The organism is Plantactinospora sp. CNZ321 (assembly GCF_004217235.1).
Map to the genome: position 1 here is coordinate 2,407,990 of NZ_SHKQ01000001.1, position 22,730 is coordinate 2,430,719.

Genomic DNA, 22,730 nt, shown 5'->3' on the forward strand with positions numbered 1-22,730 from the left:
GGGCTGCTCATGGCGACGCCGACCACGATCGGTTTCACCCGCATCGTCCTGATGACACCGAAGCGACGCGTGGACATGGCGCTGCCGGACCACCTGCCACTGACGTACCTGCAACCGGCGTTGCTCCGGCACGGTGGGGAGGGGCTGGCCGACGACGGCGTGCCGCGGGGCGGCTGGGTGGTCCGCAAGCTCGACGGGGGTGTGCTGGAGCCAACCCAGTCACTGGCCGGGCTGGGCGTCCGGGACGGCGACGTACTGCTGCTCGCCCCGCGTGACCAGCACTGGCCGGAGCCCGGTTACGACGACCTCGCCGGCGGAGTGGCGGAGACCGCGGCGCGCCACGGCCGCGCGTGGGGTGGCAGCTCGACCTACCGCGCCGGTCTGGTCACCGTCGCCGCGGTCCTCGGCGGCGCGCTGCTGCTGCTCCTGCTGGCCGGCCCGCCCCTGGTCCGCGCGGGTCAGGTGGCGTTGGCGGTCGCCGCGGTGCTGATCGGTGCCGGTGCGGCGGTCGCCCGGTGGCGCCGGGAACCCGGCCTGGCCACCCTGCTCGGCGTGTACGGGATGGTGTACGCGGCGGTGGGCGGCGCGCTGCTGCCCGGCCCCGCCGACCTCGGTGCCGCGCTGCGCGCCTGGCCGCTGCTCGTCGGATCCGCCGGGTTGATGCTGGCCGCCTCCCTCGCCCTGGCCGGGCTCGACGTGCACCGGCCGGTCTTCCACACGGGTCTCACGATCGGGCTGCTCGGTGAGATCTGGGCGCTGGTCGCCACCGAGGTGGGCCCGGTCGCCGCCGCCGCCGGGCTGGCCGGCGGGCTGGTGCTGTTGGCCCCGCTGCTGCCGCGACTGGCCACGGCACACGGTGGCCTGCCGAGCCCGGAGGTGCCCCGGCCGGGGGACGACGTCTCGAAGTTCGCGTCCCTCCCGTCGCTGGCCCGGCTGACCGCGCTGGTCCGGCGGGCGGACGAGTTGCTGACCGGAGTACTGGCCGGAAGCTCCGTGATCCTGCTGCTCTGCGTGGGGGTGCTCGCCAGGGCCGCCGACGTCAGCGCGTCGATCCTGGCCGTGGTGGTGGTACTGGTCTGCGCCCTCCGGATGCGCACGTTCGCGGCGGTGCGGCACCGGGTGCCGGTCGGCTCCACCGCGCTGCTCGGTGCGCTGCTGCTGGTCGGCGCCGGCTGGCTGGCACTGGACACCACGACCCGGGTCGACCTGATCATCCCGGTACTGGCCGGGATGCTCGCGGTCGCGGCCGGTGCGTACGGGGTGGCGGCCGCGGCGGCCCGCCGCCCGCTCCCGCCCAACCTGGGCCGGATCGGCGACATCGTCGAAATCGTCTGCGTGGTCCTCGCCCCCCTGCTCGCCTGCGCGGTGCTGGGTCTGTTCGGCCTCGCTCGAGGACTGTTCGGTTGAACCACACCCACCGGAGGAGGGAAATGTCGGCCAGCGCGGCGATGCCGTCGGCGTCGGGCACGGCAGCGGTGCCGGCAGGTTCGGGCGCGGCAGCGGGGTCGGCGGCATGCTGACCCGTCGCGATCTGATCCACTCTCGACAGTTCCTGCGCGGGCGGCTCACCGCCGCCCTGCTCGCGCAGCATCCCGATCCGCTGGACTGGCCCGGCCGGCGGCTGGCCGGCGCCTCGCTGGCGGCGGTGATGGTCACGGTGATCGCGCTCGCGGCGGTCGGCGTCTACGGCAAGTTCTTTCCCAGTGGCAACAAGCGCTGGCAGGCCTGCGACGCGGTGGTGATCGAGCGGGAGACCGGCACGAAGTACTACTGCCGCCCCGACCTGCGCACCCTGTACCCGGTGGCGAACTACGCCTCGGCGCGGCTGTTGCTGGACCGGCCGAAGGATCCGTACCTGGTCGCCCGGGCCTCGCTGACCTGGCCGAAGGGGCCCCGGGTCGGCATCGTCGGCGCCCCCGACAACCTGCCGGACCCGAAGAAGCTGCGTACCAGCCCGTGGTCGGTCTGCGGGGTGACCGCCCGGGATGCCGTCGGCTATCCGGTGCCACTCAGTTACGTGTACGCGGGATGGCGGCCGGGCGGCGGTGACGAGCTCGGATCGGCCGCGGTTCTGGTGGTGGACCCGAGTGGCGCCCGGCACCTGATCTGGCACGGCCGGCGGCACGCCATCCGGGACGATGCCATCGTCACCGACGCGCTGCGGGTCGCTCCGGCCCAGGCGTACCCGGTGACGCTCGCCTGGCTCGACGTCCTGCCCGCCGGCGCCCCGCTGAGCGCGATCAAGGTCGACAACCGGGGCCGGGAGAGCAGCTGGCGCAAGGGCACCAAGGTGGGCGAGGTACTCGTCGACCCGGCGACCCAGCAGCACTACGTGGTCAAGCCGAACAGCGTCGACCGGGTGACCGAGCTACAGGCTCGGATCCTGTTGGCCGACCCCGGCTATCCGGGCACGCCGGGACCGACGCCGGTCGGCGGCACCCCGTTGACGGTCGACGGGAACCTTCCGACCGGTGGAGCCCTGCCCGCCGAACCCACCCCGAGGGTCGTACCGGTCGGGTCGGGTGCCGGGGTGTGCGTGCGGATCGGTGACGCCGGGGACGGACGCGTCGTCACGGTCGGCGTACCGGTAACCGGGGACGCGGCCGCCGCCGCCCGGCCTCCGGCCACCGCCACCGGGGTGCCGTTGGCCGACCGCGTCGCGGTGGAGCCGGGCCGGGGTGTGGTGGTACTGGCCAAGCCGGCGCCGGGGGCGACCGGAGGTACCTGGTTCCTGGTCACCGATCACGGGATCGCCTATCCCGTACCGGGTCCGGAGGTGCTGGCTCGGCTCGGATACCAGCCGGAGCGGGCGGTCGAGCTGCCCACCGGCCTGCTGGCCCGGGTGCCGCACGGCCCGGTGTTGGAGCCCTCGGCGGCGGTCCGGGCTATCCCGCCGGGAGCGAACCCGGCGGGATAGAAGAAGGCGATCATCCACAGTACCCTGACACCAACTCGTCGGGTCGGCGAGTTCCAGTGGAGGGAGCGGCCGTGGCAGGTGGCACTGAGGAACTGGTACAGAACTACATCGAAGAAATGCGGGAAACCGCTGGCCAGGTGCGGACCCAGGCGACCCTGATCGAAAGCGAGGTCAAGGGCGCGATCCAGTCCGGCACCAGCCGGATGCCCGACGACTGGATGGGCGCCGGCGGTGCCATGTTCGGCGAGGTCAACGTCGGCTACCAGCAGCAGCTCGACCGGATCAAGGTTGCCCTGGACGGGCTTGCCGAGCTGCTGAACCGGGTCGCCGAGAAGCACGAGTTCACCGACTCGCAGATCCGGGCCTCGATGGTCGACCTCGGTGAGGGCATCCCCGGCACCGGCGGGACCGGAGCCGACACGTCCAGCGGTGTCTACGCCGCCCTGCGGGGCTGATTCGAAAGGACTGTCATGCAGATTCGTATGGTCGGCGCGACGATGACCACCGGCGCGGCCGCGTACGGCCAGGCCATGGAGAACATGAACCAGCGGCTCACCTCGATCGAGAAGCACATCGAGTCGCTGATGGCGACCTGGCGCGGCAGTTCGGTGCAGGAGTACGAGATGCTCCGCGCCGAGTGGCGGGACGCCGCACGCGTCCTGGTCGAGATGGGTGGCCAGATCCAGGGAAAGATCAGCGGATCGCACGCGCTCATGTCGGACGCCGAGAGCGAACTCGTCTCGATGATGCGGGCGCACCACATGTAGCAATCGCCATCGGCGGGCCGGGGAGGGGCGGCACCGCGCTGTCCGCTCCCCGGACCAGGCGGGGTTCAGCGCCTGGTCACCCGTCCTCGTGGCGGACCAGCCGGACGAGAGCGTCGTCGACGCTGGAGGCGTACGCCGCGTCGCCGGAACGGTCACGGCGGTGCACCGCGCCCGACTCGTCGACGACCAGCATCCGACCATCACCGGCCGCGATCTGCCACACCCGCATTCCGAGCCGGTCAGCGAGGTCGGGATGGGCCGGCGGGACCCGGTCGTCGGGGGTCGGGGTGAACCGGTACCCGGCGATGGTCAGACCGCCGAAGTCGGCGGCCACCGTACGGGCCACCGGGAAGAGCACGGTCTCGTCGATCCGGTGCCGGCGGCACCAGGTCCGCAGCAGCGCCGAGCCGTCACGTCCCGGTACCCAGCCGGCCATCCGCAGCATCGTACGGACGTCCTCCGGAAACCGTGCCGATCCGGTGTGGTAGGCCAGGTAGAGCCGGATGACGTCGTCGATCGGCAGTGACGGCCAACTGGACCACTGCCCGGTCTCCCGGTCGAGCACACCTCGGGCGGCGCCGACCCGGGGTGGTGGCTGACCGGCGCCACTCCCCGGCGGCAGCGGTCCCGGCGCGGCGGGCGGTCGGTCCCACACCACGTACCCGGCCTCGAACTCGCGGAAGCCGGGATCCTCGGTACCCAGTTCGCGGCGGGCCCACTCCCGGGCCAACCGGTACGCCTCGGCTCGGGCGATCATCCGCCACCCGCCGTACGCCAGCGGGACCGCAGCCACAGCAGCACCAGCACCAGCACCGCCCCGGCGCCGAGCAGTCCCGCCCAGGGTCCGGCCCGGCCCGGCCAGGGCGACTCGGGGCGTTCGGGCTGGCGCAGGTCCATCACCACCTGCGGTACCGGTGTCGGCGAGGCGAGCATCTCGCGCAGCGCGCGGTACGGGTCCACCGCTCCCGGCCCGTTCGCGATCGGGGTCGCCGTGTTCGTCAGCCGGGCGCGGACCTCGTCCACGGTGGCCTTCGGAAGAGCCGACCGGACCAGCGCGGCCGTGGCGCTCACCACGGGGGCGGCGGCGTCGGTCCCGGCCCAGATGATGTGCCCGGCGCGGGGCGCCGCCGCGAGCACCTCGTCGCCGGGCGCCACCAGGTCCATCGTGGAGCGGATGCCGGTGACGTTGCCGGCCTCGTCCAGGGCGCCGACGGCGATGACCCCGGGGTAGGCCGCCGGATACGACGTCGGGCTGGTCCGGGCGTCGCCCGTCGCCGCCACCACCACGACACCCCGGCGCAGCGCGTGCGCGATTGCGGCGCGGAGCCCGGAGTGGTTCTTCGGCACCGCGAGCGAGACGTTGACGACCCGGGCTCCGTGGTCCGCCGCCCACCTGATGCCGTCCGCCAGGTGCACCGGGTCCACGTCCCGGTCGAGGACCGTACGGGCACAGTCACTGACCCGGACGGGCAGGATCCGTACGCCCGGAGCGAGGCCGAGCAGCGCGGTGTTCGGCATCGGCTTGGCGGCGATGATGCTGGCCACCGCCGTGCCGTGCCCGGTGTGGTCGACGGTGGCGCCGGCCCGGTCACGGATCACGTCGTATCCGGCCAGCACCCTGCCGGCGAGCTGCGGATGCGTGACGTTCACCCCGGTGTCGACCACCGCGACGGTGATTCCGGCACCGGTGTGCGGCGCGAGCCGCTCCGCCGCCAGCCAGTGGTGCGACCAGGTCGGTTCGCGGGCGACCGCCGAGGTGGCGTTCGCCGCGGTGGGACAGCGGAGCGAGGTGGCCGGCGCCGCGGCCGCGGGCACCGCCGGAAGGAGAGCCGTGGGCATCGCCGGAAGCACGGCCAGTACGCCGGCCACGGCGGCGATCACGGGATGCCTGACCATGCCTGTGAGGGTAGCGGCTGCTGATCGAGGTCCAGTACCGTTGCGACATGACTGTGGACGGTGAGCAGGTTGCCGAGCTGCGGGCTCGCGCCGAGCGCCTCACCGCCCAGTTCCGTCAGGCCAGTTCGGCGCTTGACGAGATCTCCGCCCGGGTCCGGGCGGTGACGGTGACCGCCACCTCCGCCGACGGTTCGATCACCGCCACGGTCGGCCCGGAGGGCCGGTTGCAGCGGCTCGATCTCGGCCCGGAGGTCCTCGACTACGGCGACCCGCGCCGGTTGGCCGAGGAGATCGAGGCGACGATCGCGGTGGCGGCGGAGGAGGCGCAGCGCCGGGTCTTCGACGCCTGCCGCCCCTACGTGTCGGAGGAGTCGATGGAGGCCTATCGCAACCACGACTTCGACGGGGCGATCAGGCGGATGGTCGAGCGGTTGCCCGAGGAGGGTTCGATCCGATGACGCAGCCCGGCGACGCGGGATACGTGGCACACGTACCGGATCCGGACGGTGCGGTCAGCGCCGCCGGGCGACTCGCCGGGGCGGGTGAACGACTGGGCGCCGCGATGGACAGAGCGGTCGCCGCGCTGAACGGGGTCGGCGACCCGTGGGGCAACGACGAGGTCGGCCAGACGTACCGGGAGGGTTTCGCCGGGGCCGAGGAGTTGAAGGCGGCGCTGAGCCAGGTCGGCAAGTCGGTGACCGGGTTCGGCAACGTCGCTTTGACCAGCGTGGACACTCTCATCGAGACGGACCTGCGGACGAAGAGACTTCTCGGCGGGCATGACGCTCGGTCCGCCTGACTGGGGTGAGCCCTGGCAGCAGGTCTGGGATCTGCTGGTCTGGGTCTCCACGGGTGGCTCGGCCTGGCCGGAGGCGGACGAGGACCGGATCCGGCAACTGGCCCAGGCCTGGCGGGACGCGGGTGCGAGCCTCAACCAGGCGCTCGTCGAGGCGAGCGCCGAGCGGACCGCGCTGGCGGAGGCCTGGGGCGGCCCGTCCGGCCTGACCTTCCAGGCCGAGTTCAGCAAGGTCGTCGACCAGGCGTTGCCGAAGTTCTCCCAACTGGCCCAGCAGGTCGCGCAGGCGGCCGACCAGGCCGCGTTGGATATCGAGTACGAGAAAATCACGGTCCTGATCGCCGTCCTCACCTGTTGCCTGGAGATCTTCGCGATCATCGTGTTGTCGTTCTTCACCTTCGGCGCGGCGCTCGCTGCGGCGGCCGGGCCGATCGGCATCGCCCGGATGGCGATCGCCGCGGCGTTGCGCCTGCTGCTGAGCCGGGCCGCCAGCTCGTTGGGGCGGCTGGCACTGCGCGAGGCGGTGCTCGAAGGGCTCCAGGAGCTGGCGACGGATCTGACCGCGCAGGGGATCCAGGCCGGCATGGGTACCCGGACCGGCTGGGACGCCGAGAGGACGCTCTGGGCGGCCGGGGCCGGTGCCGGGGCGGGCGCGTTGGCCGCCGGGACGGGTCCGCTCGCCAACCTCCTGGGCCGGCGTGCTCCGCACAATCCGCTCGGCTCGGCGATCCGTACCGGGATCGACGGCATCCACGAGGCCGGCGTGGAGACCGTGACGAACGCGACCGTGAACGGGCTGCGTACCGGGGACTGGCGCATCGACACGGACGGCTTCGGCAACTCCGCGATCGCCGAGGGACTACGGGGGCGGATCAGCGAGGGCCGGGACGACGCGCTGGAGCGGCTCGGGCAGCAGGTTCCGGTGCTGCCCACGCCGACGCCGACAGCCGTCCCGGTGGCGCCGACCGGTCTGCCGCCGGGCGCGTTGCCGCCGACCGGGACGACGCCCGGCCCCGCGCCGGAGCGCGATCCCGACGGAACGGGCGCTGGCCCGGTCGGCGGCACGACCCCGCCGGGCGCCTCGGGCCCGGGTCAGTCGAGCGGACCGCCCGGCGCGGGGCAGCCGAGGTCGCCGTCCCCCGGGCAGCCGGGCCCGTCGGGCGCCGACCAGTCGCGGCCATCCGGGCCGGATCAGTCCCGGCCGTCGGACCCGGATCGGCCACGGCCCTCGGAACCGGACCGGTCCCGGCCGTCGGCACCGGATCAGGCCGGCCTGCCGGGCTCGGCGCAGCCGGGCCAGCCGGGCGGGCCCGGCTCGGGTCAGCCCGCGCCGGGGCAGCCGGCCGAGTCCGGGCCGGAGCGACCGGGCGGTTCCGGGCCGGGACGGCCGGATTCCTCCGGTGCCGCGGGAGGTGGGCAGCCCGCCGCCGCGGAGCCGTCGCGACCGCCACCGCCGCCCCCCGATCCGGTCACACCGGCCCGGCCCACCGAGGACCTCGACCAGGGGCGGCCGCACCAGCCGGTCTCGTCGGTTGGCTCGCCGCCGTCCAGCGGCACGGTGTCGTCGGGGCCCGCGCCGACCGGGCCGGGAGCAGCCTCCGGCACACCCACGTCGAGTCCGATCGGTACCGGCCACGGCGGGCTTACCGGCCCGGTCGGCGCGATGCCGCCCGTCGCCACATCCGGTGCGTACCTGCCTCCGGTCGGTGTCGCGCCGGCCGGCGGAAGCCCCACGGGACTCACGGCAGGCTCCGGCACCCCCGGCGCCCAGGTACCCACCTCGGGCAGCCCAGGCTCGCCGACCTCGGGCGGCCCGGCCGGGTCGGGCAGCCCGTCCTCCACCGCTGGCACCCCGAGCGCCGGTACCACCGGATCCGCTGCCGGCCCGGCCACGACGGGACCGGCAGCGACCTCCCCACCCACCGGCCACCCACCCACCGGCCACCCGAGCGGTGGTCCGTCCAGCGGTGGTCCGTCCAGTGGTGGCCCGTCCGGCGGTGGCCCGTCGGGCGGCAGTCCGTCGAGTGGTGGCCCGTCCAGTGGTGGTTCGGCCAGCGGTGGGCAGGGTGGCGCGGGATCGGCGGGCGGACACAGCGGGACCTCGGTGGCGCCGGCCGGACTCGACGGTCGGCCGGTCGGCACGGCCGACCAGGGAAATGCGGGAACCGGGTTCGGGCTGGCCGGGGTGGCCGCCGTGCTGCGCCCGGCCGACCATTCCGGACCTCCGCGTGCCGGCGGGGCGAGCACCGGCGGCCCGACCCGGCCGCGCCCCGGGCCCACCCAGAGCCCGGCTACCGGTGACGAGGACCTCGATCCGGCGTCCGCCTGGGACGAACGGGAGCTGAGCGGCCGGATCCCGGTCGACGAGCAGCGGAGCCCGGTGCTCCACCCGGATCCCCGGCACCCGTCACGCTGGGTCGGCTACCTGAACGACGGTGGCCCGACCCGGCCCGGCCGGGCCACCAACTGCACCGACACGGTCCGTGCGTTCCTCTCCACCTGGTACGGCCGGCCGAGCGTGGCCGGTGCGCTCAACCAGGACCTGTCGCGGGGCGTGGCGGACGGCACCGCCCGGATCCAACGATGGCTCGGCACAGACTTCGTCCAGCAGGGTGCCGGCGCTGCCGGACTCGACGCCGTCGGGTCGCAGCTGCTGATCCAGGGCCACGGCGCGGCGGCGGTGATCATCAGCCAGTGGACGGACGGCGGCTCACACATGTGGGTGGCGGTCAACCACACCGGGACAATCGTCTGGGTCGAGCCGCAGACCGGAATGATCTCCGACGAGACGCCGCTCTACCAGGGACAGACCGACCAGGTGTGGGCGTTGCCGCTGGACGCCCACGGCGAGCCGGTGTCGCCGTACCCGGACGGGGAGCTGGCGGCGCCCACCGATCGGCGGCAGGCGGTGCTGGACAGCCGGTACGCCGACTCGTTGCGTGCGTCGTTGCCCGGCCAGCACGCACCGGCGGAGCCCGGCCGGCAGCCTGGTCCGGGTGGCCAGCCTGGTCCGGGTGGCCAGCCGCGACTGGTCGCGGGTGCCGAGGCGGTCCAGGCGGTGCGGGACAACCTGCGGGCGATCCCGGCCGGCTTCGACCTGACGGGTGAGCGCCGGCACCGCCGGGTCGCCAACGCGCTGCACCCCGAGCCCGGCACGGTCAAGCTTGTCCTGCGCGGCCAGCGTGGCGGGGAGGTGGGCGTCGCCGATGTCCGGATGCTCGGCGCCGACTTCGTCCACGCGCTGGCGGAGCTGGTCCAGTCCGGCGATCTGGACCTCGGCACCGGCCGGGTCGTGCTGGTGGGAAACTACTCCGGGACGGCTCCCCGGGGCCGCCGCCCGCTCGCCGCCATGCTCGCCGAGCGCCTGCTCGACCTCGGTCGGCAACACGAGGTGAGCGGTGCCGACGCGAAGGTCTGGTCCTTCCTGGACGGTACGGTGGTGGTCGCCGAGCCGGATCCCCGCGACTCGAGCCGGCCGAAGCAGCCACCGGACGGAGCGTGGCACACCTTCACCCCGTCCGGCCAGCCGAGCGGCTCGTCCCGCTCCACCCCCCGCCCGACGGCGACACCCACCGGTCCAACGGCCACGACCGGTCCGACGGCCACCACCGGGCAGGTGGCTACCGGCCCGACCACCGCCGCCACCGGCCCGCCCGGCCGGCCGCTGCTGCCGCCGGACCTGCGCGACCACCGCCATCTCAGCGGCGACCTGTCGGGGACCTACCGGACCGACGACCGGCGACTGCACCGGTACGACGACCGGCCCTACACCTACCGCGACGACGAAACCGGCCGGCTGCACCACGAGCGAGACTCCGCCGGCACCTACCGGGACGAGTACAGCTTCGAGCTGAGGTCGGCGCGCACCGGCAAGGTGGTGCGCGATCCGCTCCTCGCGCGGGGTCGGCCAGTCACACACCGGTCCGTCCCCGGTCCGCCGGACCGGACCTACAGCCGTCCGGCCCAGAAGGTGGTGCCGCAGCTGGCGTTGCAGGGAATGCAACTCGAACACCTCCGGCGGGGCAGGCTCGCCGCGCTGATGACCGAACTGGGCATCGCGGACCTGAGCCAGCTCGCCGAGCCGAACGTGACGGCGACCTTTGCCGACCTGGTCGCCCGGCCGACGGGCCGGCCCTCCCCGGCCCGGCTGGCGGAGCTGGCGGCGGCGGTCCGGCAGTACCACCGGCTGGAGTCGGCGGTGCGACAGGCCCGCGCCGAGGCTCCCCAGGCGATGGCCCGGCGGCTTCTCGCCGAGGACTTCCGCATCGACGGCAGCGCCGAGCTGACCGCTGGCCGTACCGGTCCACGCCCGCCGGGCGCGTTCGCGGTGGCCGGGTTCGATCCGGACAGGCAGCGCCTGGTGGTGCTGGAGACCGAGCCGACCAGCGGCAGCCGCCACCTGCTCCAGGACGGCACTCTCGCCGAACGCGGCACCCCGGCCCACATCCGGGACGTGTTGGAGACCAGTCGGGAGCTGCACGAGCACCTGCGGCAACATCCGGAGCTGCTCGACGCGCTGCACCGGTCACTGGTCCGGGGTGAGCTGACCGTGCAGGCGTACCAGGTCGAGGTGGACATACCAGATCATCAGCGGGTCTCGGTCCGGAGGACCCCGCTCGACCTGTCCGGGCTCGACCTGACGGGCGTGGCAGACCGGTTGCCGGCCAGGTCGGCAGCGGTGGACCCCGGACTCGGTGATCGGTTGCAGACGGCCGCCCAGCAGGTCGCCGGCCTGCTGACCGGCGCACCCGGGATCCAGCACGTGGCGGTGCCCGCCCCCCGGGTGGTCGAGATCCGGCCAGAGCAGGGTGCGCCGTACCGGCTGAACCTGCGTACCTCGCCGCGTGACCCGGGCAACGGGAGGTTCGCGCTGCACGTCGGTCCGGATCGGGAGCACGACATCGAGTTCTTCCACGACCAGCTCGACGGCCTGGACCAGACCAGCGTGCAGCGGGTACTGGCCGGGGCGCTCCTGTACGCCCACAACAGGGTGGTCGGGGCCGCTCCGGGAGGCAAGAAGACGGACGTCCTGGCCAACCAGCCGATCTCGGTACGCCGGCCGCGACTGACCGAGCGGGACGCCGCGAATCTCGGCACGTTCGAGGCAATGGCCCTACTCCTGCCGACGACGACCGGAGCCGAACGGTCCGCGCTCCGGGCCGAGATCCGCGACTTCATCGAGCGGTACGGGCTGCGCGAGGGCTTCCCCGGCGGTGACGAGCGGGTCGAGTTGGCGCGGGAACGCCTCTCCGCGTCGGCGTACCGCCTGCTCACCGAGGAACGGGCCTGGGCGCTCGACTCCGATCCGGCCGTGGCGGTCACCCGGAAGGCTCTCTCCGGGGTCCTGTTCGACCCCACCGTGGCCCTGGTCACTCCGGTGCCGAGCGGGCAAGGGGCCGTCTTCCGGGTGCTCCCGGCCGGCTGGGCCAAGCTGGGGCGGGTGGCGTTCACGGTCGAGCTGCGCTCCGACGCCGTCCCGGGCGGGCGGGGGATCGAGATCCGCAACACCGCCGAGGACCGGCACTTCGCCCTGGTGGTCGACCCGTCCCTGATCGACCATTCGGCCGGTGCGGTACCGACCCTGGTACCGACCTGGGCACAGTTCCGTAACCAGCTGCGCGCGGTCCTGCAGACAACAGTCGAGGAACAGGCTGCCCGGCCGCCGGAGGTGTCGCGGCGCTGGCGGGACCGGGGCATCGCCGGTGCCCCCGCCGCCGCCGGCGCGACCACCATGGCTGTCGTCGCCGAATCCCTCGGGGTGCCCGCGTTCGCGGTGAAGGGTGTGGTGGTGGCCGGTGTCGAGATGATCACGCAGGGCGGGGTCAGCCGGCGGAGCAAACTGGGCAAGGCCGACCGGGAGCAGGATCGACGGCTTGCCCTGCGGACCGATCGGACCGGAATCGAGGACGGCGGGCTCCAACGCCTGGTCGATCGTGGTTTCGCCGAGGCCGCCGAACTGGCGACGGGCGCGGTGGGCCGGCCGGACCTACTCGTTCCCGGACCACCCACCCCGGCGCCCGCGCCCCCGCCGTCGTCGTCACCGGCGATCGACGACGACTCCGCCAGGGCGCTCCGTCGCCGGATCCGCGTTGTGATCGAACAGATCGACCATGCTCGCAAGAAGAAGCCGGTCGAGCACCTGCTCCGGGTCGAACACCGCGGCGAGGACCGATACCGGCTGCGGATCAAGGGGGAGGGGAACGACGCTCGGGTACGGGTCGAGGTGGCCGTCACCGGCGATCCGTCCAAGATCGAGGTGAAGTTCGAGGATCCCGCCATCACGTTGCGGGTTCCTCCGGACCTTGCCCGATCCGACCGGGACGCTCTCGAGGAGGCCGTTCGGGCGGCGCTGAAGAAGGTGGCCGAACGCCAGGAGAAGGTGAGCCTGGCCGCGCCCGAGGTGGTCGGTCACCTGGAGAAGGGCGCCACCGCCACCGGCACGGGGGTACTGCCGAGTGTGCCGGTCGGGAACCTGGCCCGGACCCACTTCGGGGAGGTACTCGGCGAGTCGGCCGTCGCCCGGTCGATCGTCCAGGTCTTTGCCGACCGGGCCATTAGCCGACGCGACGAGGTGCTTCGTGACCTGCGTGAACGGCACGACGCCGCCTACAGTACGCGGCTGCCGGGTAAACAGCGGCGGCCGATGGCCAACCAGATCGTGGCGCTGGCCCGCAGCGGCGAATCGATTGCCCAGGCCATCGATTCCGAGCTCGCCGGCAGTGGCCCCGCGGCCACCGGAACCGTCGTCGGGACGACCGGCAGTGGCCCCGCGACCCCCGGTTTCGGCTCCGGGACAACCGGGTTCGGGCCCACGCCGGCCGACACCGAGCGGGCGATCGACGCCGCAGCCCGGGCGATCAACCAGGTCAACCGGCGCCACCGGCACCACTTCGCACGCGACCACGCTGCGGAGCGCGACCCCGACACCCGGGTGTTCCGGTCGGACCGGATCGGGATCAAGCGCGACGTGACGCTCACCCTGACCTTCGGCACCGTGGAAGGCAACCGGCCGGTCGTCCCGGCCGTCCGTCGGCTCAAGCGCGGCCGTTTCGAGTTCACCGTCAACGTCGACGCCGCCCCGGACGAGATTCAGCGGACGATCGAGCACGTCTGCGACAACATTCTCTTCGACCGGGAGCATCCGCTGCCGCCCCGGCGCCGGCTACTGGAGGACTACCTGCCCACCGGAGTCGGGCTGGCCGGCGCGGCGGCAGTCGCCGCGTTGAGTGGACCGCTGTGGGGGCTGATGACCGGTGCCAGCGCCGTGGCGCACCTCGGGCAGCGGTGGAGCGCCCGCTTCCATGCGATGCGGGTGAACGACATCGCGTTGCGGAAGGCGTTCGCCATCGAGGAGGACGACGTGAGCCCGGCGGACCTGCGCCGGTCGCTCGACGAGCAGCGCGCGGCGGTGCAGGGGTTGGAGCAGCGGGTGCGACAGATGGAGGAGCAACTCGCCCAGGATCCCCGTACGGCTGCCGAGGTGGCGACGATGCACGCCCAGTTGGGGGCGGTACCGGAGCCCGACCTGCTCGACAAGGTCGCCCAGAAGGTGGCGAAGGCAGGGCAATGGCCGCGCAACGGCCGTATCGAGCCGGTGGCGGAGGCAGAGCACACCTTCCGATTCCTCTTCCATCGCGAGGGCGTCAGTGGCCGGCCGGAGAGCCTGACCTTCGAACTGGGTACCGGCCGGACCGACGGCGGGACGCTGATGGCGTACCGGGTGAACTCGGACGTCGCACACATGCTGCGGATCGATCCGACCGGCTCACCGGACGAGATCCTGGCGAGTGTGCAGGCCTGGCTGCGCCAGGAGGTCGACCGGATCAGCGCGATCCCGGTGGGGCTGCCGAGCGCGCGGAGCCGGTTGATGAAGTTCGGGACGGACGCCACCGGGCAGACCGTCGGCACCGCCGCGAGCATCGTGGTCGGCGCGACGACCTCCAACCCGGCTGTCACGATCAGCCAGGTGTTGAGCTTCAGCGGGGCGAAGGAGGCCAGCAACATCTCCTTCGACAGCAGTGAGGCCGTGCTGTCCCAAACCCGAGCGGAACTGCGTAAACGCTTCTTCGGCACCGCCCCGGAGGAGCAGTTGGCGGTCTTCACCTTCGACACCGACCACCTGCGGAGGCGGACGGTTTCGATCTTCCACCGGCTGCAACAGCTGGAGCGGATCAGCGAGACGCTGCCCGAGCCGGAACGGCCGGCGCCGTTCCGATCCGGTCCGGTGACCCTCCCGGACCGGCCGGTAGTGTTGGGTGACTGAGATGACCGAGGCACACCCGATGACCGAGGCAGCCGGCCTGCCCGAGGCACGCACCCTGGCCGAGGCGTACGCCTTCGTCGAACTGAGCCTGCCGCCCGGCGAGGAGTGGGTGGACTTCGACCGGTTCACCACCCTGCACCGCTCCGGTGACACCTACCTGCTTCGCTTCGACGGTCCCTACCAGGGCAGGCGGCACACCATCGAGGTGGTCGTACCGGTGCCGGACCCCGACGCGCGGGACGAGTCGCGGCTGTCGTACGGGGAGGGACGGTCGACCCTGATCGACGCCGGCCAGTGGTGCCTGCTGGAGCTTTCCCACGCAGAATTGGCCCGCACCGGGCTGGCCCAGCTCGGCGGCGCGCCACCGGACGACGAGACGTACCGGGCGATCCACGGCGCCTGGGACGCCGCGCGGGCGGCGGCCGACGAGGTGGCGAAGTTCCTGCCGGCACCGCTCGACGGATCAGCACACTCGGCCGACGGCAGAGCGTCGGAGAGCGACGTGGTGCCGGCGACGGCATGCTGGACCACGCTGGGGCAGCGGCTCCGGGGCGACCGGCCGGAGCTGTTCCGCCGGTCCCGGCTCGACGCGGCCCGGGCCGACTACCAGCGCCGGCTGGCCGACTTCGTGACCCGCTACGACCTGCCCGACCCGGTGCCGGACCCGGTGTCGGACCCGCCGGCCGACCCGGTGTCGGACCCGCCGGCGGACCCGCTGACGGAGCCATCCGGGGCGGTGACCCGGCCGGAGGCCGCCGGAGCGGCGCACGGTGTGCCGGCCGAGCCGGCGCCCACGGTGGAGGCGACCGGTCCGGAGCCGGCCGGAGCACCGGCAGCGGAGGCGCCGGTCCGGGTGCGCACCTTCGCCGAGGCGCATCTCTATCTCGATCTGCATCCGTGCGTGTGCGGCTCGGCGCTCTTCCCCCGGGGTCAGCTCGACGTCGTGCGCAGCGACGACGAGGAGGTGCTGGTCCGCTATGCGGGACCCTGCGCCGGGTGTGGCCGGCACCGCGAGTTCGTACTGCGGATGCCCCAGCGACCGGGAGTGCCGCCGGAGTCGCCGTACCAGTTCAGCTATCTGGAGGACGGGCCGTCTGAGGCGATCGACGCCGGACAGTGGCTGGGCGTCGCCGAGGGCTACCAGGTGCTGCTGGACAGCCTCGGCATCCCACCCGGCCCGGACGCCTCGGACGGCCCGGACGCCTCGGACGGCCCGGACGTCCTGGACGGCCCGGAAGGCTTGGACGGCCCGGAAGGCTTGGACGGGCCGGACGGGTCGGAGGCGGACCGGTCCACTCCGGATGGCCGCTCGGACCCGTCGTGGTCGGTGGACCGGGAGGAGATCGAACAGCTCCTCGTCGGCGCCGCGAGCGCACTCGACGAGGCGTTGAGGTTCCTTCCGCCCGACGCCGCCGCCATCGGGACCAGCGCGATCTGGACGGTGGACGGGTGGGAGCAGCACCAACGCCTGCCGGAACAGTTCACCAGGGACTGGCTGACCGCCGAGCGTGACCGGCGCCGACGGCGGCTGGCCGGCTTCCTGGCCCGCTATGGTCGTTGACATGTCGCCGCCCGCGCACCGCTCGGACGCCGGATCGCCCGCCGACTCGGACGCCGGATCGCCCGCCGACTCGGACGCCGGCTCGCCCGCCGACTCGGACGCCGGCTCGCCCGCCGACGACGAGCCGCGGTTCGCCGCCGTCCGGTTCGACCGGGACCGGGCGGGCCGGCCGGTACCGCCTGCGCGGCGGCTGGAGTACGCCGAGCGGGCTGCGGTGGTCGCGTACCTGCGCGAGTCGCCCGTGGTGATGGCGAACTGGGGCTACGATCCGGATCCGCTCGACCCGGAGCACCCCGAGGTGGTGCCGGCGCACCTGCACACCGACGGCCGCTGGGTGTGGCCGGAGTCGCTGGCCTACTTCGCCGAGCGGTACGGCGTGCCGCCCGAGCCGGAACTCCTCGCACACATCGAGGAGCGGCGCTACGAATGGCCGGCCGAGGTGGGCGACGAGATCCTCGACCGGATCGGTCGGCTGCTGCGCGAGGGACGTACGTCCGGATCCGGCTGAGCCCCGCGTGGAGTCGGCGGCGGCCGGGGTCAGGGCGCCTGGATGACCAGGGCGAGGTCTTCCAGGGTGATGAGCTGCAGTTCCTCGGCGTTCGGCACCCGCCGCAACTGCCGCAGCCGCTGGGCCTGTGCCTTCCGCATGCCCTCGAAGAGCTTGCGCGCGTCCCGGGCGTTGCCGAAGTCCTTGTCCTTGCGGACCGTCTGGAAGTGTGACCGGGCCGCGACCGCGACCTCCGGGGCCAGCACGTACTCGTGGTTCTCGGCCATCCTGCTGAGGATCTCGGCGAGTTCGACGGCGCTGTAGTTCTCGAACTCGATGGTCCGGCTGAACCGCGAGGCCAGCCCGGGATTGGCGGCCAGGAAGCCGAGCATCTCGTCGGTGTAGCCGGCGACGATCACCACGATCTCGTGGCGGTGGTCCTCCATCAGTTTGACCAGCGTGTCGATCGCCTCCTGCCCGAAGTCACCGCCGGAGCCGAAGGAGCGGGAGAGGGTGTACGCCTCGTCGATGAAGAGCACGCCGCCCAGCGCCGCCTCGAACGCTGCCGAGGTCTTCTCGGCGGTGTGGCCGAGGTACTGGCCGACCAGGTCCCGGCGGCTGACCTCGCGGAACCCGCCCTTCGGCAGTACGCCGAGCGCGGCGAGGAGCTGACCGTAGATGCGGGCGACCGTGGTCTTGCCGGTGCCGGGCGCCCCCGCGAAAATCAGGTGGTTGCTGCTCGGCGTGACGGAGAGCCCGCCGCTGCGCCGCCACTCGTTGACCTGGATCTCGTCGATGATCGCGCGCACCTCGGCCTTGACCCCGGGCAGGCCCACCAGTTGTTCCAGTTCGCCGGTGAGTTCCTCGATCCGCCGGGGATCGCTGCGGGTCGCCGGGGCCTCGCCCGCGCCGACCGAGCGGGGCAGGCCGCGTTCGCTGGTGGTCACCTGGGCGGTCGCGCCCGGACTGAGCTGGATGCCGGGGGCGGCGGTCCGTTCGGTGTGGCAGTCCTCGATCAGGCCGCCGCAGCCGGGACCGACCGTGATGCCCAGACCCCGCACATCGTGCACCCGGCAGCGCCGCAGCGTCGGTGAACTCTCCTGGGCGACCGCGATGCCCAGCCCGGAACCGGTCACCTCGCAGTTTTCCAGCAGCGGGCGGGCGTAGTCGTAGACGTAGATGCCCCGGTAGCCGCACTCGGCGACCGTACAGTTGCGGATGGTCGGGTCGGCGGAGCGGATGAGCAGGCCGTCCTCGACCACGTTGGTGATCTCGCAGCCGACCGCCGTACCGGCGCAGGTGTCCCAGAGGATGCCCCGTTGCGCGGCGGTGACGCGCACCCGGGTGAACTCGAACTCGCTGCGCGGACCCACCTGGATCGCGACCGCCCGACCGGCGGAGACCTCGGTGTCCACCACCCGGACGGTGCCGCCGAAGACCGCCAGGGCGGGGGCATCGGCGCCGGCGAAGACGAGCTCGCGCAGCTCGACGGTGGCGTCCCGGCACTCCACGACCGGGTCGTCGGCCCGGCGGGCGCGGATGGTCACCGATCCGGGATCACCGGTGACGCCGATGATCACGTTGGCCCGCTCGATGCGCAGGTGCTCCAGGTATTCCCCGGGGGTGACCAGGATGGTGGCGCCGTCCGGTGCCCCGTCGAGTGCGTCCGCGATGGTGGGGTACGCGTCAGACTGGGTGGCCGAGACGAGCAGGGTGTGCGTCATCGCTCCGTAGGGGGATCAGGAACCGGACGGGGGCAGGGACCGGACGGGGGCAGGGACCGGCGGCGGGTCGATGCAGCCGATGTTGACCATATCGCACCGGAACCCGGTCCAGCCCGCACTGCCGGCCGGGTGGGCGTCGGGCCCTGCGGGGGTAGGAGTGACGTGGACGTAATCCGGTTCAGCGGGCCGGGACGTTCGCGTTAGGGTCGGAAGGTCGCCCACTCGTTACACGGTGATCCACTCGTTACACCAATGATCCAAGGAGTCACGCCCGTGACCGCGCTGCGGCAGTACCTGGGAGTGTGGCGCATCCCCGGCGCGCCGATGCTGTTGATCGCCGGCATTGTCGGCCGGCTCGGCATCGGCATGACCCCGCTGGCGCTGTTGCTGGTCGTCCAGCAGGTCACCGGCCGGTACTCTCTGGCCGCCGTGGCCGGCGGGGTGTACGCGCTCGCCGGTGCCGCGCTCAGCCCGGTCGCCGGCCGGATCGCCGACCGGGTCGGGCCGAGCCGGGTGCTGCTGGTCACCGCCGTCGCCCACCCGCTGGCCATGGTCGGGTTGCTGTTGGCCAGCCGCGCCGGCTCGGATGCCCTGGCTCTGATCTTCACCGCGTCGGCGATGGCCGGCGCGACGTACCCGCCGCTGACCGCCGCCATCCGGGGCGCCTGGAACGACCTCACCGACCCCGCCTCCGGCCGGTACGCCCTGCGCAACACCGCACTCGCCGCCGAGACCACGCTCTTCGAGGTGGTCTTCGTGGTCGGCCCGCTGCTGGTCGCCGCCTTCGTGCTGCTGGCCGACGCCGCGGCGGCGCTGCTCGGGGCCGCCGTGGTGACCCTGGTCGGCACCACTGCCGTGGCACTCGGCCCGGTGATGCGCGGCTGGCGACCGCACCCCCGGGACAGCCACGCCAAAGGACTCGGCCCGCTGCGGGTCGGCGGCTTCCCGGCACTGCTGTTCTGCGTCGCCGGCCTCGGCATCGCGTTCGGCGCCGCCGGGGTGGCCGTGCCGGCGTACGCCTCCGCGCACGATCCGGCCAACGCGCAGAGCGTGGGCGGGGTACTGCTGGCGATGTGGGGGACCGGCAGCGCGCTCGGCGGCCTCTGGTTCGGCACCCGCAAGCCGGCCCGGAACGCCGCCCGCCAGTTCGGGCAGCTCCTCGGCCTGCTCGCGGCCACCTTCGCGGTCTTCGCGGTGATGCCGAACCCGATCGCGCTCGGCGTTGCCCTGGTGTTCGGCGGGGCCACCATCGCACCCGCGCTGACCGTGGAGAACACCATGGTCGGCCGGATCTCGCCGGTGAGCATGCTGAACGAGTCGTACACCTGGGTGGTGACCGTGGCGGTCGGAGCGAGCGCGGCCGGCGGCGCGGTGGCCGGGATACTCGCCGACCAGGTCGGCGTACCGTGGGCGTTCATCTTCGCCGGTGTGGGGGTGGCGGCCGCCGCGGTGGTCGCGGCGCTACCCACCGGCTCGATCGCCCGGGCCGAGGCCCAGGCCGAGGTACGCCTGGAGCAGGCGCTCGCCACCGAAAGCTGAGGAAGTTGGGTCCCCAGTAGGCGGTCTCCCATTCCGACATCCCGATGTTCGGCACGTTGAGGTAGGCGCCGTGCACGTAGGGGCGCGGTGCCTGGCTGAACTCCGCGATCCACGCCTGCGCGACCGGGGTGGTGGCGTCGCCGCTGTCTGGCTCTCCACGGGAACCCCAGCCGGCGCCGGGCTCGGAGTAGAAGAGCGCGTCGCGGTGCGGGAACGCCGAGCCGCGGGCGGTTCGCTCGTCTGCGCCCCGTGCCGAAGGCCTGGGTGAAGAAGTTGCTGTCGTCGGACGGTGCGTCTGCCCGAGCGCGGTCACCGCCTCCAACTGGTTGAGGCCGGCGCCGACTGTCGCGATGCGGTTCGCGGTGTCGATCCGGGTCGACTTCAGCTCGCTCACGTCGATCACGATGCCGTTGTCCACGTTGGACCAGCCCTCCAGGCTGTGCCGGCCACTCCCTACCCGCAGCGCGACGTCGTTCTGCCGCGCCCAGGTGAGGGCGTTGACCACATCCCGGGTCTCTCAGCGACGACGATGACCAGCGGATAGCGGGCGAAAAGCTCGTCCCCGCCGAGGCTTTTACCGCCTTCCATCGATCGCGACCTTCCGTTAGCCTGACGCTACCTGCTGTAGCCGTCGGGGAGGGCTCGTGGCCGGGACTGACTTTTTCGCATCCAGAAGATCGGCGGCTGTCTTCAAGCACGGAATCTTGAGTCGGTACCCGGTGGTTTTCGCCTCGAAGACCGGTCGCAGCGTGGAGGGAAACCGGGTTGTCTTCCTGGATGGTTACGCAGGGCGCGGAGAGTATGACGACGGGCAGCCAGGATCGCCGCTGCTCCTGTCGCGGTGTGCAGAGTTCGTGAAGGGCTATCGGAGCGTGCTCGGGTTCTTCGTTGAGCAGAACCCGGACAACTTCGCCAACCTGGAGCGCGTACTCGACGAGAAGGGCGGCGCTGCTGAGCGCATCGTCCGGTTGGGCTCGGTCGACGAGCACCTTCCTGAGGTCCTAAAGCGGGCCCAGGGCGCGTCGCTGTTCGCTTTCCTCGACCCGTTCGGCCCGGCGTTGGACTTCGACGTCCTCAAGGCTGCCCTGCTTGGTCGGCCGTCGTGGCCGCCGACCGAGGTCTTGCTTCACTTCAGCGTGTTGACTGTCGCGCGGATGGGTCGCGCCGTACATGCGGCTCGTTCAAAGCGCGGGGAGCTTTCGCCGGCGGATCAGAAGACGGCGGACCGGCTGGACCGCTTCCTTGGTGGCGACTGGTGGCAAGAACACTTTGCCGGGGTCCGAGACGAAGGTGATGAGCAGCGCGCTACCCAGATCGCCTTGGAGGTGTGCGACACGTACGAGAAGCTCCTCACCACCGGAACGAGATACCGGGCGGTCAAGATGCCGGTTCGGCCCAGGCCCGATCTGCTTCCGAAGTACGTGCTGGCGCTGTTCACGGCCAGCAACGAGGGAGCCTGGCACTTCGCAGACTCGCTGGGTAAGGCGGGCGTGGAGTGGTCGGTGGCGTGGCAGACGGACCTGCTCCGCAAGGGGGAGAAGTACGGGCAAGGCTCGCTCTTCGGCGACGATGAGTTGCCTACCCCCGAGAGCCACAGCAGCAGTCATGGCCCGGAGTGGACGAGGATCATTGCGACAAACCTCGAACGGCTGCTGGATAAGCTGGGCCCTTTCTGCCCTGCCGACCACGTGCCGGAGGTCTACGGCACGACGCTGGGCCAGGCAAGCACGCCTCACGTCCGCGCGGCCGTGAAGCTTCTGAGAGGAACCTCTGTGGCGAACACCGGTAAGGGCGACTTTTGGAAGGAGCAACTGCGGCGTCCATCGGGGCTGTAACCCCTCAGCGTCGGGTGAGCTCTACCCTGTCGGGGAAAGTTCCCGTGCTGCCGGCATCTCGTCCCATGTCCGCCCGTCCAACTCCCGACCGCCGGTCTTCGGCGTTCTGCCGCCCCACTGCTTGAAGAAGAAAGCCGTGCCGCCCGCGACGCACTGGTCCCGTAGGGAACGCACCCAATCAGGGTCGATCGGTCGGCAGCCGGGACCGGACTCACCACCGGCAATCAGCCAGCCGATACCGTCGAGGTTCAGGTCGTCCAACGGGCCGAGGAGTGGCTCGGCCGAGACGAACCGAACGGCCGCGGGAACCCGGCGGAGATCATCGATGCGCTCTGTCTGTTCATCATCCTCGACAGAAACACCCATCCAGACGTTGGCCGACCAGGTGAGTCGGGGGGCGAGCTTCGCGAGCCTCGCGGCCCGCTTTGTGAGTACCTGGTAGGTGTGCTGCGGAGTTGCCGCCATGACCTCGAAGACCTGCTCGACGAAGTCGAAGGGAACCTTCGCATGGAACAGGTCGCTCATCGAGTTGACGAACACGACCCTAGGCTCTCGCCACCGAAGGGGCAGCGTCAGCTCGCTGGGGTGTGTTGCCACCCCGAAGCCCGGTCCCGACGTACGCGGGTCACCGTCCGTCTGATATTTCGCGGACCCCATGGCCTTCAGTCGCTTCGCCAAGGTCAACGCGTAGCAGTGATCGCAGCCACGCGAGATGCGGTCGCAACCGGTTGTCGGGTTCCACGTGGCTTCGGTCCACTCGATAGAGCTCTTGTCTGCCATCACCACACTCCCCGGCCGGTTGGGTCAATTCTCTCGAACGTGCGTACGGATTGAAAGACGTGGAGGCGATCTTTCTTGCCGGATAAGCAACAAGCGCAGCGGTCGCCCGTACTCTCGCTGGACCAACGCGCAGGAGGCAGAGACAGACGCGGCCAGGCCGTCACC

Annotated in this window: 15 protein-coding genes and 1 pseudogene; 11 read left to right on the top strand and 5 right to left on the bottom strand. The window is 72.3% G+C overall.

Annotated elements, in window-relative coordinates; translation table 11 throughout:
• Positions 1-9: 9 nt before the first annotated feature.
• The 4 genes from eccD (at position 10) to EV371_RS10730 (ending at position 3,684) form a co-directional block, all read left to right on the top strand.
• Positions 10-1,407, top strand: coding sequence for a type VII secretion integral membrane protein EccD (gene eccD / locus EV371_RS10715; RefSeq protein WP_130461908.1), 1,398 nt, complete (start codon positions 10-12; stop codon positions 1,405-1,407).
• 106 nt (positions 1,408-1,513) lie between these two features.
• Positions 1,514-2,917 carry a type VII secretion protein EccB gene (eccB, locus tag EV371_RS10720; RefSeq protein WP_130461909.1) on the top strand — a complete coding sequence of 468 codons (1,404 nt, stop codon included), beginning with the start codon at positions 1,514-1,516 and terminating at the stop codon, positions 2,915-2,917.
• A gap of 71 nt (positions 2,918-2,988) precedes the next feature.
• Positions 2,989-3,372: a WXG100 family type VII secretion target gene (locus EV371_RS10725; RefSeq protein ID WP_130461910.1), complete on the top strand. Its 384-nt coding sequence runs from the start codon at positions 2,989-2,991 to the stop codon at positions 3,370-3,372.
• Between the two features lie 15 nt (positions 3,373-3,387).
• On the top strand, positions 3,388-3,684 hold the full coding sequence (locus EV371_RS10730; protein WP_130461911.1) for a WXG100 family type VII secretion target: 297 nt from the start codon (positions 3,388-3,390) through the stop codon (positions 3,682-3,684).
• 76 nt (positions 3,685-3,760) lie between these two features.
• Here EV371_RS10730 and EV371_RS10735 read toward each other — a convergent pair whose 3' ends face one another.
• Both EV371_RS10735 and EV371_RS10740 read right to left on the bottom strand, forming a co-directional pair.
• Positions 3,761-4,477, bottom strand: coding sequence for an SUKH-3 domain-containing protein (locus tag EV371_RS10735; protein WP_130461912.1), 717 nt, complete (start codon positions 4,475-4,477; stop codon positions 3,761-3,763).
• A complete protein-coding gene (locus EV371_RS10740) occupies positions 4,438-5,580 on the bottom strand; it encodes a S8 family serine peptidase (RefSeq protein WP_130461913.1) in 1,143 nt (380 codons plus the stop codon). Before EV371_RS10740 ends, EV371_RS10735 begins: the two co-directional genes overlap by 40 nt.
• A 47-nt stretch (positions 5,581-5,627) precedes the next feature.
• Between EV371_RS10740 and EV371_RS10745 the strand changes: the two genes are divergently transcribed.
• Genes EV371_RS10745 through EV371_RS10765 form a run of 5 tightly spaced genes read left to right on the top strand, consistent with a single transcriptional unit; the run spans position 5,628 to position 16,708 of the window.
• Positions 5,628-6,038 (top strand): YbaB/EbfC family nucleoid-associated protein, encoded by a 411-nt coding sequence (locus EV371_RS10745; RefSeq protein WP_130461914.1) that lies wholly within the window; start codon positions 5,628-5,630, stop codon positions 6,036-6,038.
• On the top strand, positions 6,035-6,379 hold the full coding sequence (locus EV371_RS10750; protein ID WP_130461915.1) for a PE domain-containing protein: 345 nt from the start codon (positions 6,035-6,037) through the stop codon (positions 6,377-6,379). The genes EV371_RS10745 and EV371_RS10750 overlap by 4 nt, the downstream gene beginning before the upstream one ends.
• Positions 6,360-14,639, top strand: a complete 8,280-nt coding sequence (locus EV371_RS10755) for a toxin glutamine deamidase domain-containing protein (protein WP_130461916.1) — start codon at positions 6,360-6,362, stop codon at positions 14,637-14,639. The genes EV371_RS10750 and EV371_RS10755 overlap by 20 nt, the downstream gene beginning before the upstream one ends.
• Before the next feature lies 1 nt (position 14,640).
• Complete coding sequence (locus EV371_RS33370; RefSeq protein WP_165436662.1) at positions 14,641-16,200, top strand: ICP22 family protein; 1,560 nt, start codon at positions 14,641-14,643, stop codon at positions 16,198-16,200.
• 1 nt (position 16,201) lies between these two features.
• Positions 16,202-16,708 carry an MSCRAMM family protein gene (locus EV371_RS10765; RefSeq protein WP_130461917.1) on the top strand — a complete coding sequence of 169 codons (507 nt, stop codon included), beginning with the start codon at positions 16,202-16,204 and terminating at the stop codon, positions 16,706-16,708.
• 29 nt (positions 16,709-16,737) lie between these two features.
• Here EV371_RS10765 and EV371_RS10770 read toward each other — a convergent pair whose 3' ends face one another.
• Complete coding sequence (locus EV371_RS10770) at positions 16,738-18,411, bottom strand: right-handed parallel beta-helix repeat-containing protein (RefSeq protein WP_130461918.1); 1,674 nt, start codon at positions 18,409-18,411, stop codon at positions 16,738-16,740.
• 273 nt (positions 18,412-18,684) lie between these two features.
• Here EV371_RS10770 and EV371_RS10775 point away from each other — a divergent pair, with 273 nt between their 5' ends.
• Complete coding sequence (locus EV371_RS10775; RefSeq protein WP_130461919.1) at positions 18,685-19,950, top strand: MFS transporter; 1,266 nt, start codon at positions 18,685-18,687, stop codon at positions 19,948-19,950.
• Positions 19,951-20,305: 355 nt separating this feature from the next.
• Here the strand turns inward: EV371_RS10775 and EV371_RS34255 are convergent.
• A pseudogene (locus tag EV371_RS34255) lies at positions 20,306-20,455 on the bottom strand (FAD-binding protein); the annotation flags it as partial.
• Positions 20,456-20,594: 139 nt separating this feature from the next.
• On the opposite strand from EV371_RS34255, the gene tcmP reads away from it, so the two are divergent.
• Positions 20,595-21,785: a three-Cys-motif partner protein TcmP gene (gene tcmP / locus EV371_RS10785; protein WP_130461920.1), complete on the top strand. Its 1,191-nt coding sequence runs from the start codon at positions 20,595-20,597 to the stop codon at positions 21,783-21,785.
• 21 nt (positions 21,786-21,806) lie between these two features.
• Here tcmP and EV371_RS10790 read toward each other — a convergent pair whose 3' ends face one another.
• Complete coding sequence (locus tag EV371_RS10790; protein WP_130461921.1) at positions 21,807-22,565, bottom strand: DUF5131 family protein; 759 nt, start codon at positions 22,563-22,565, stop codon at positions 21,807-21,809.
• Positions 22,566-22,730: the final 165 nt, after the last annotated feature.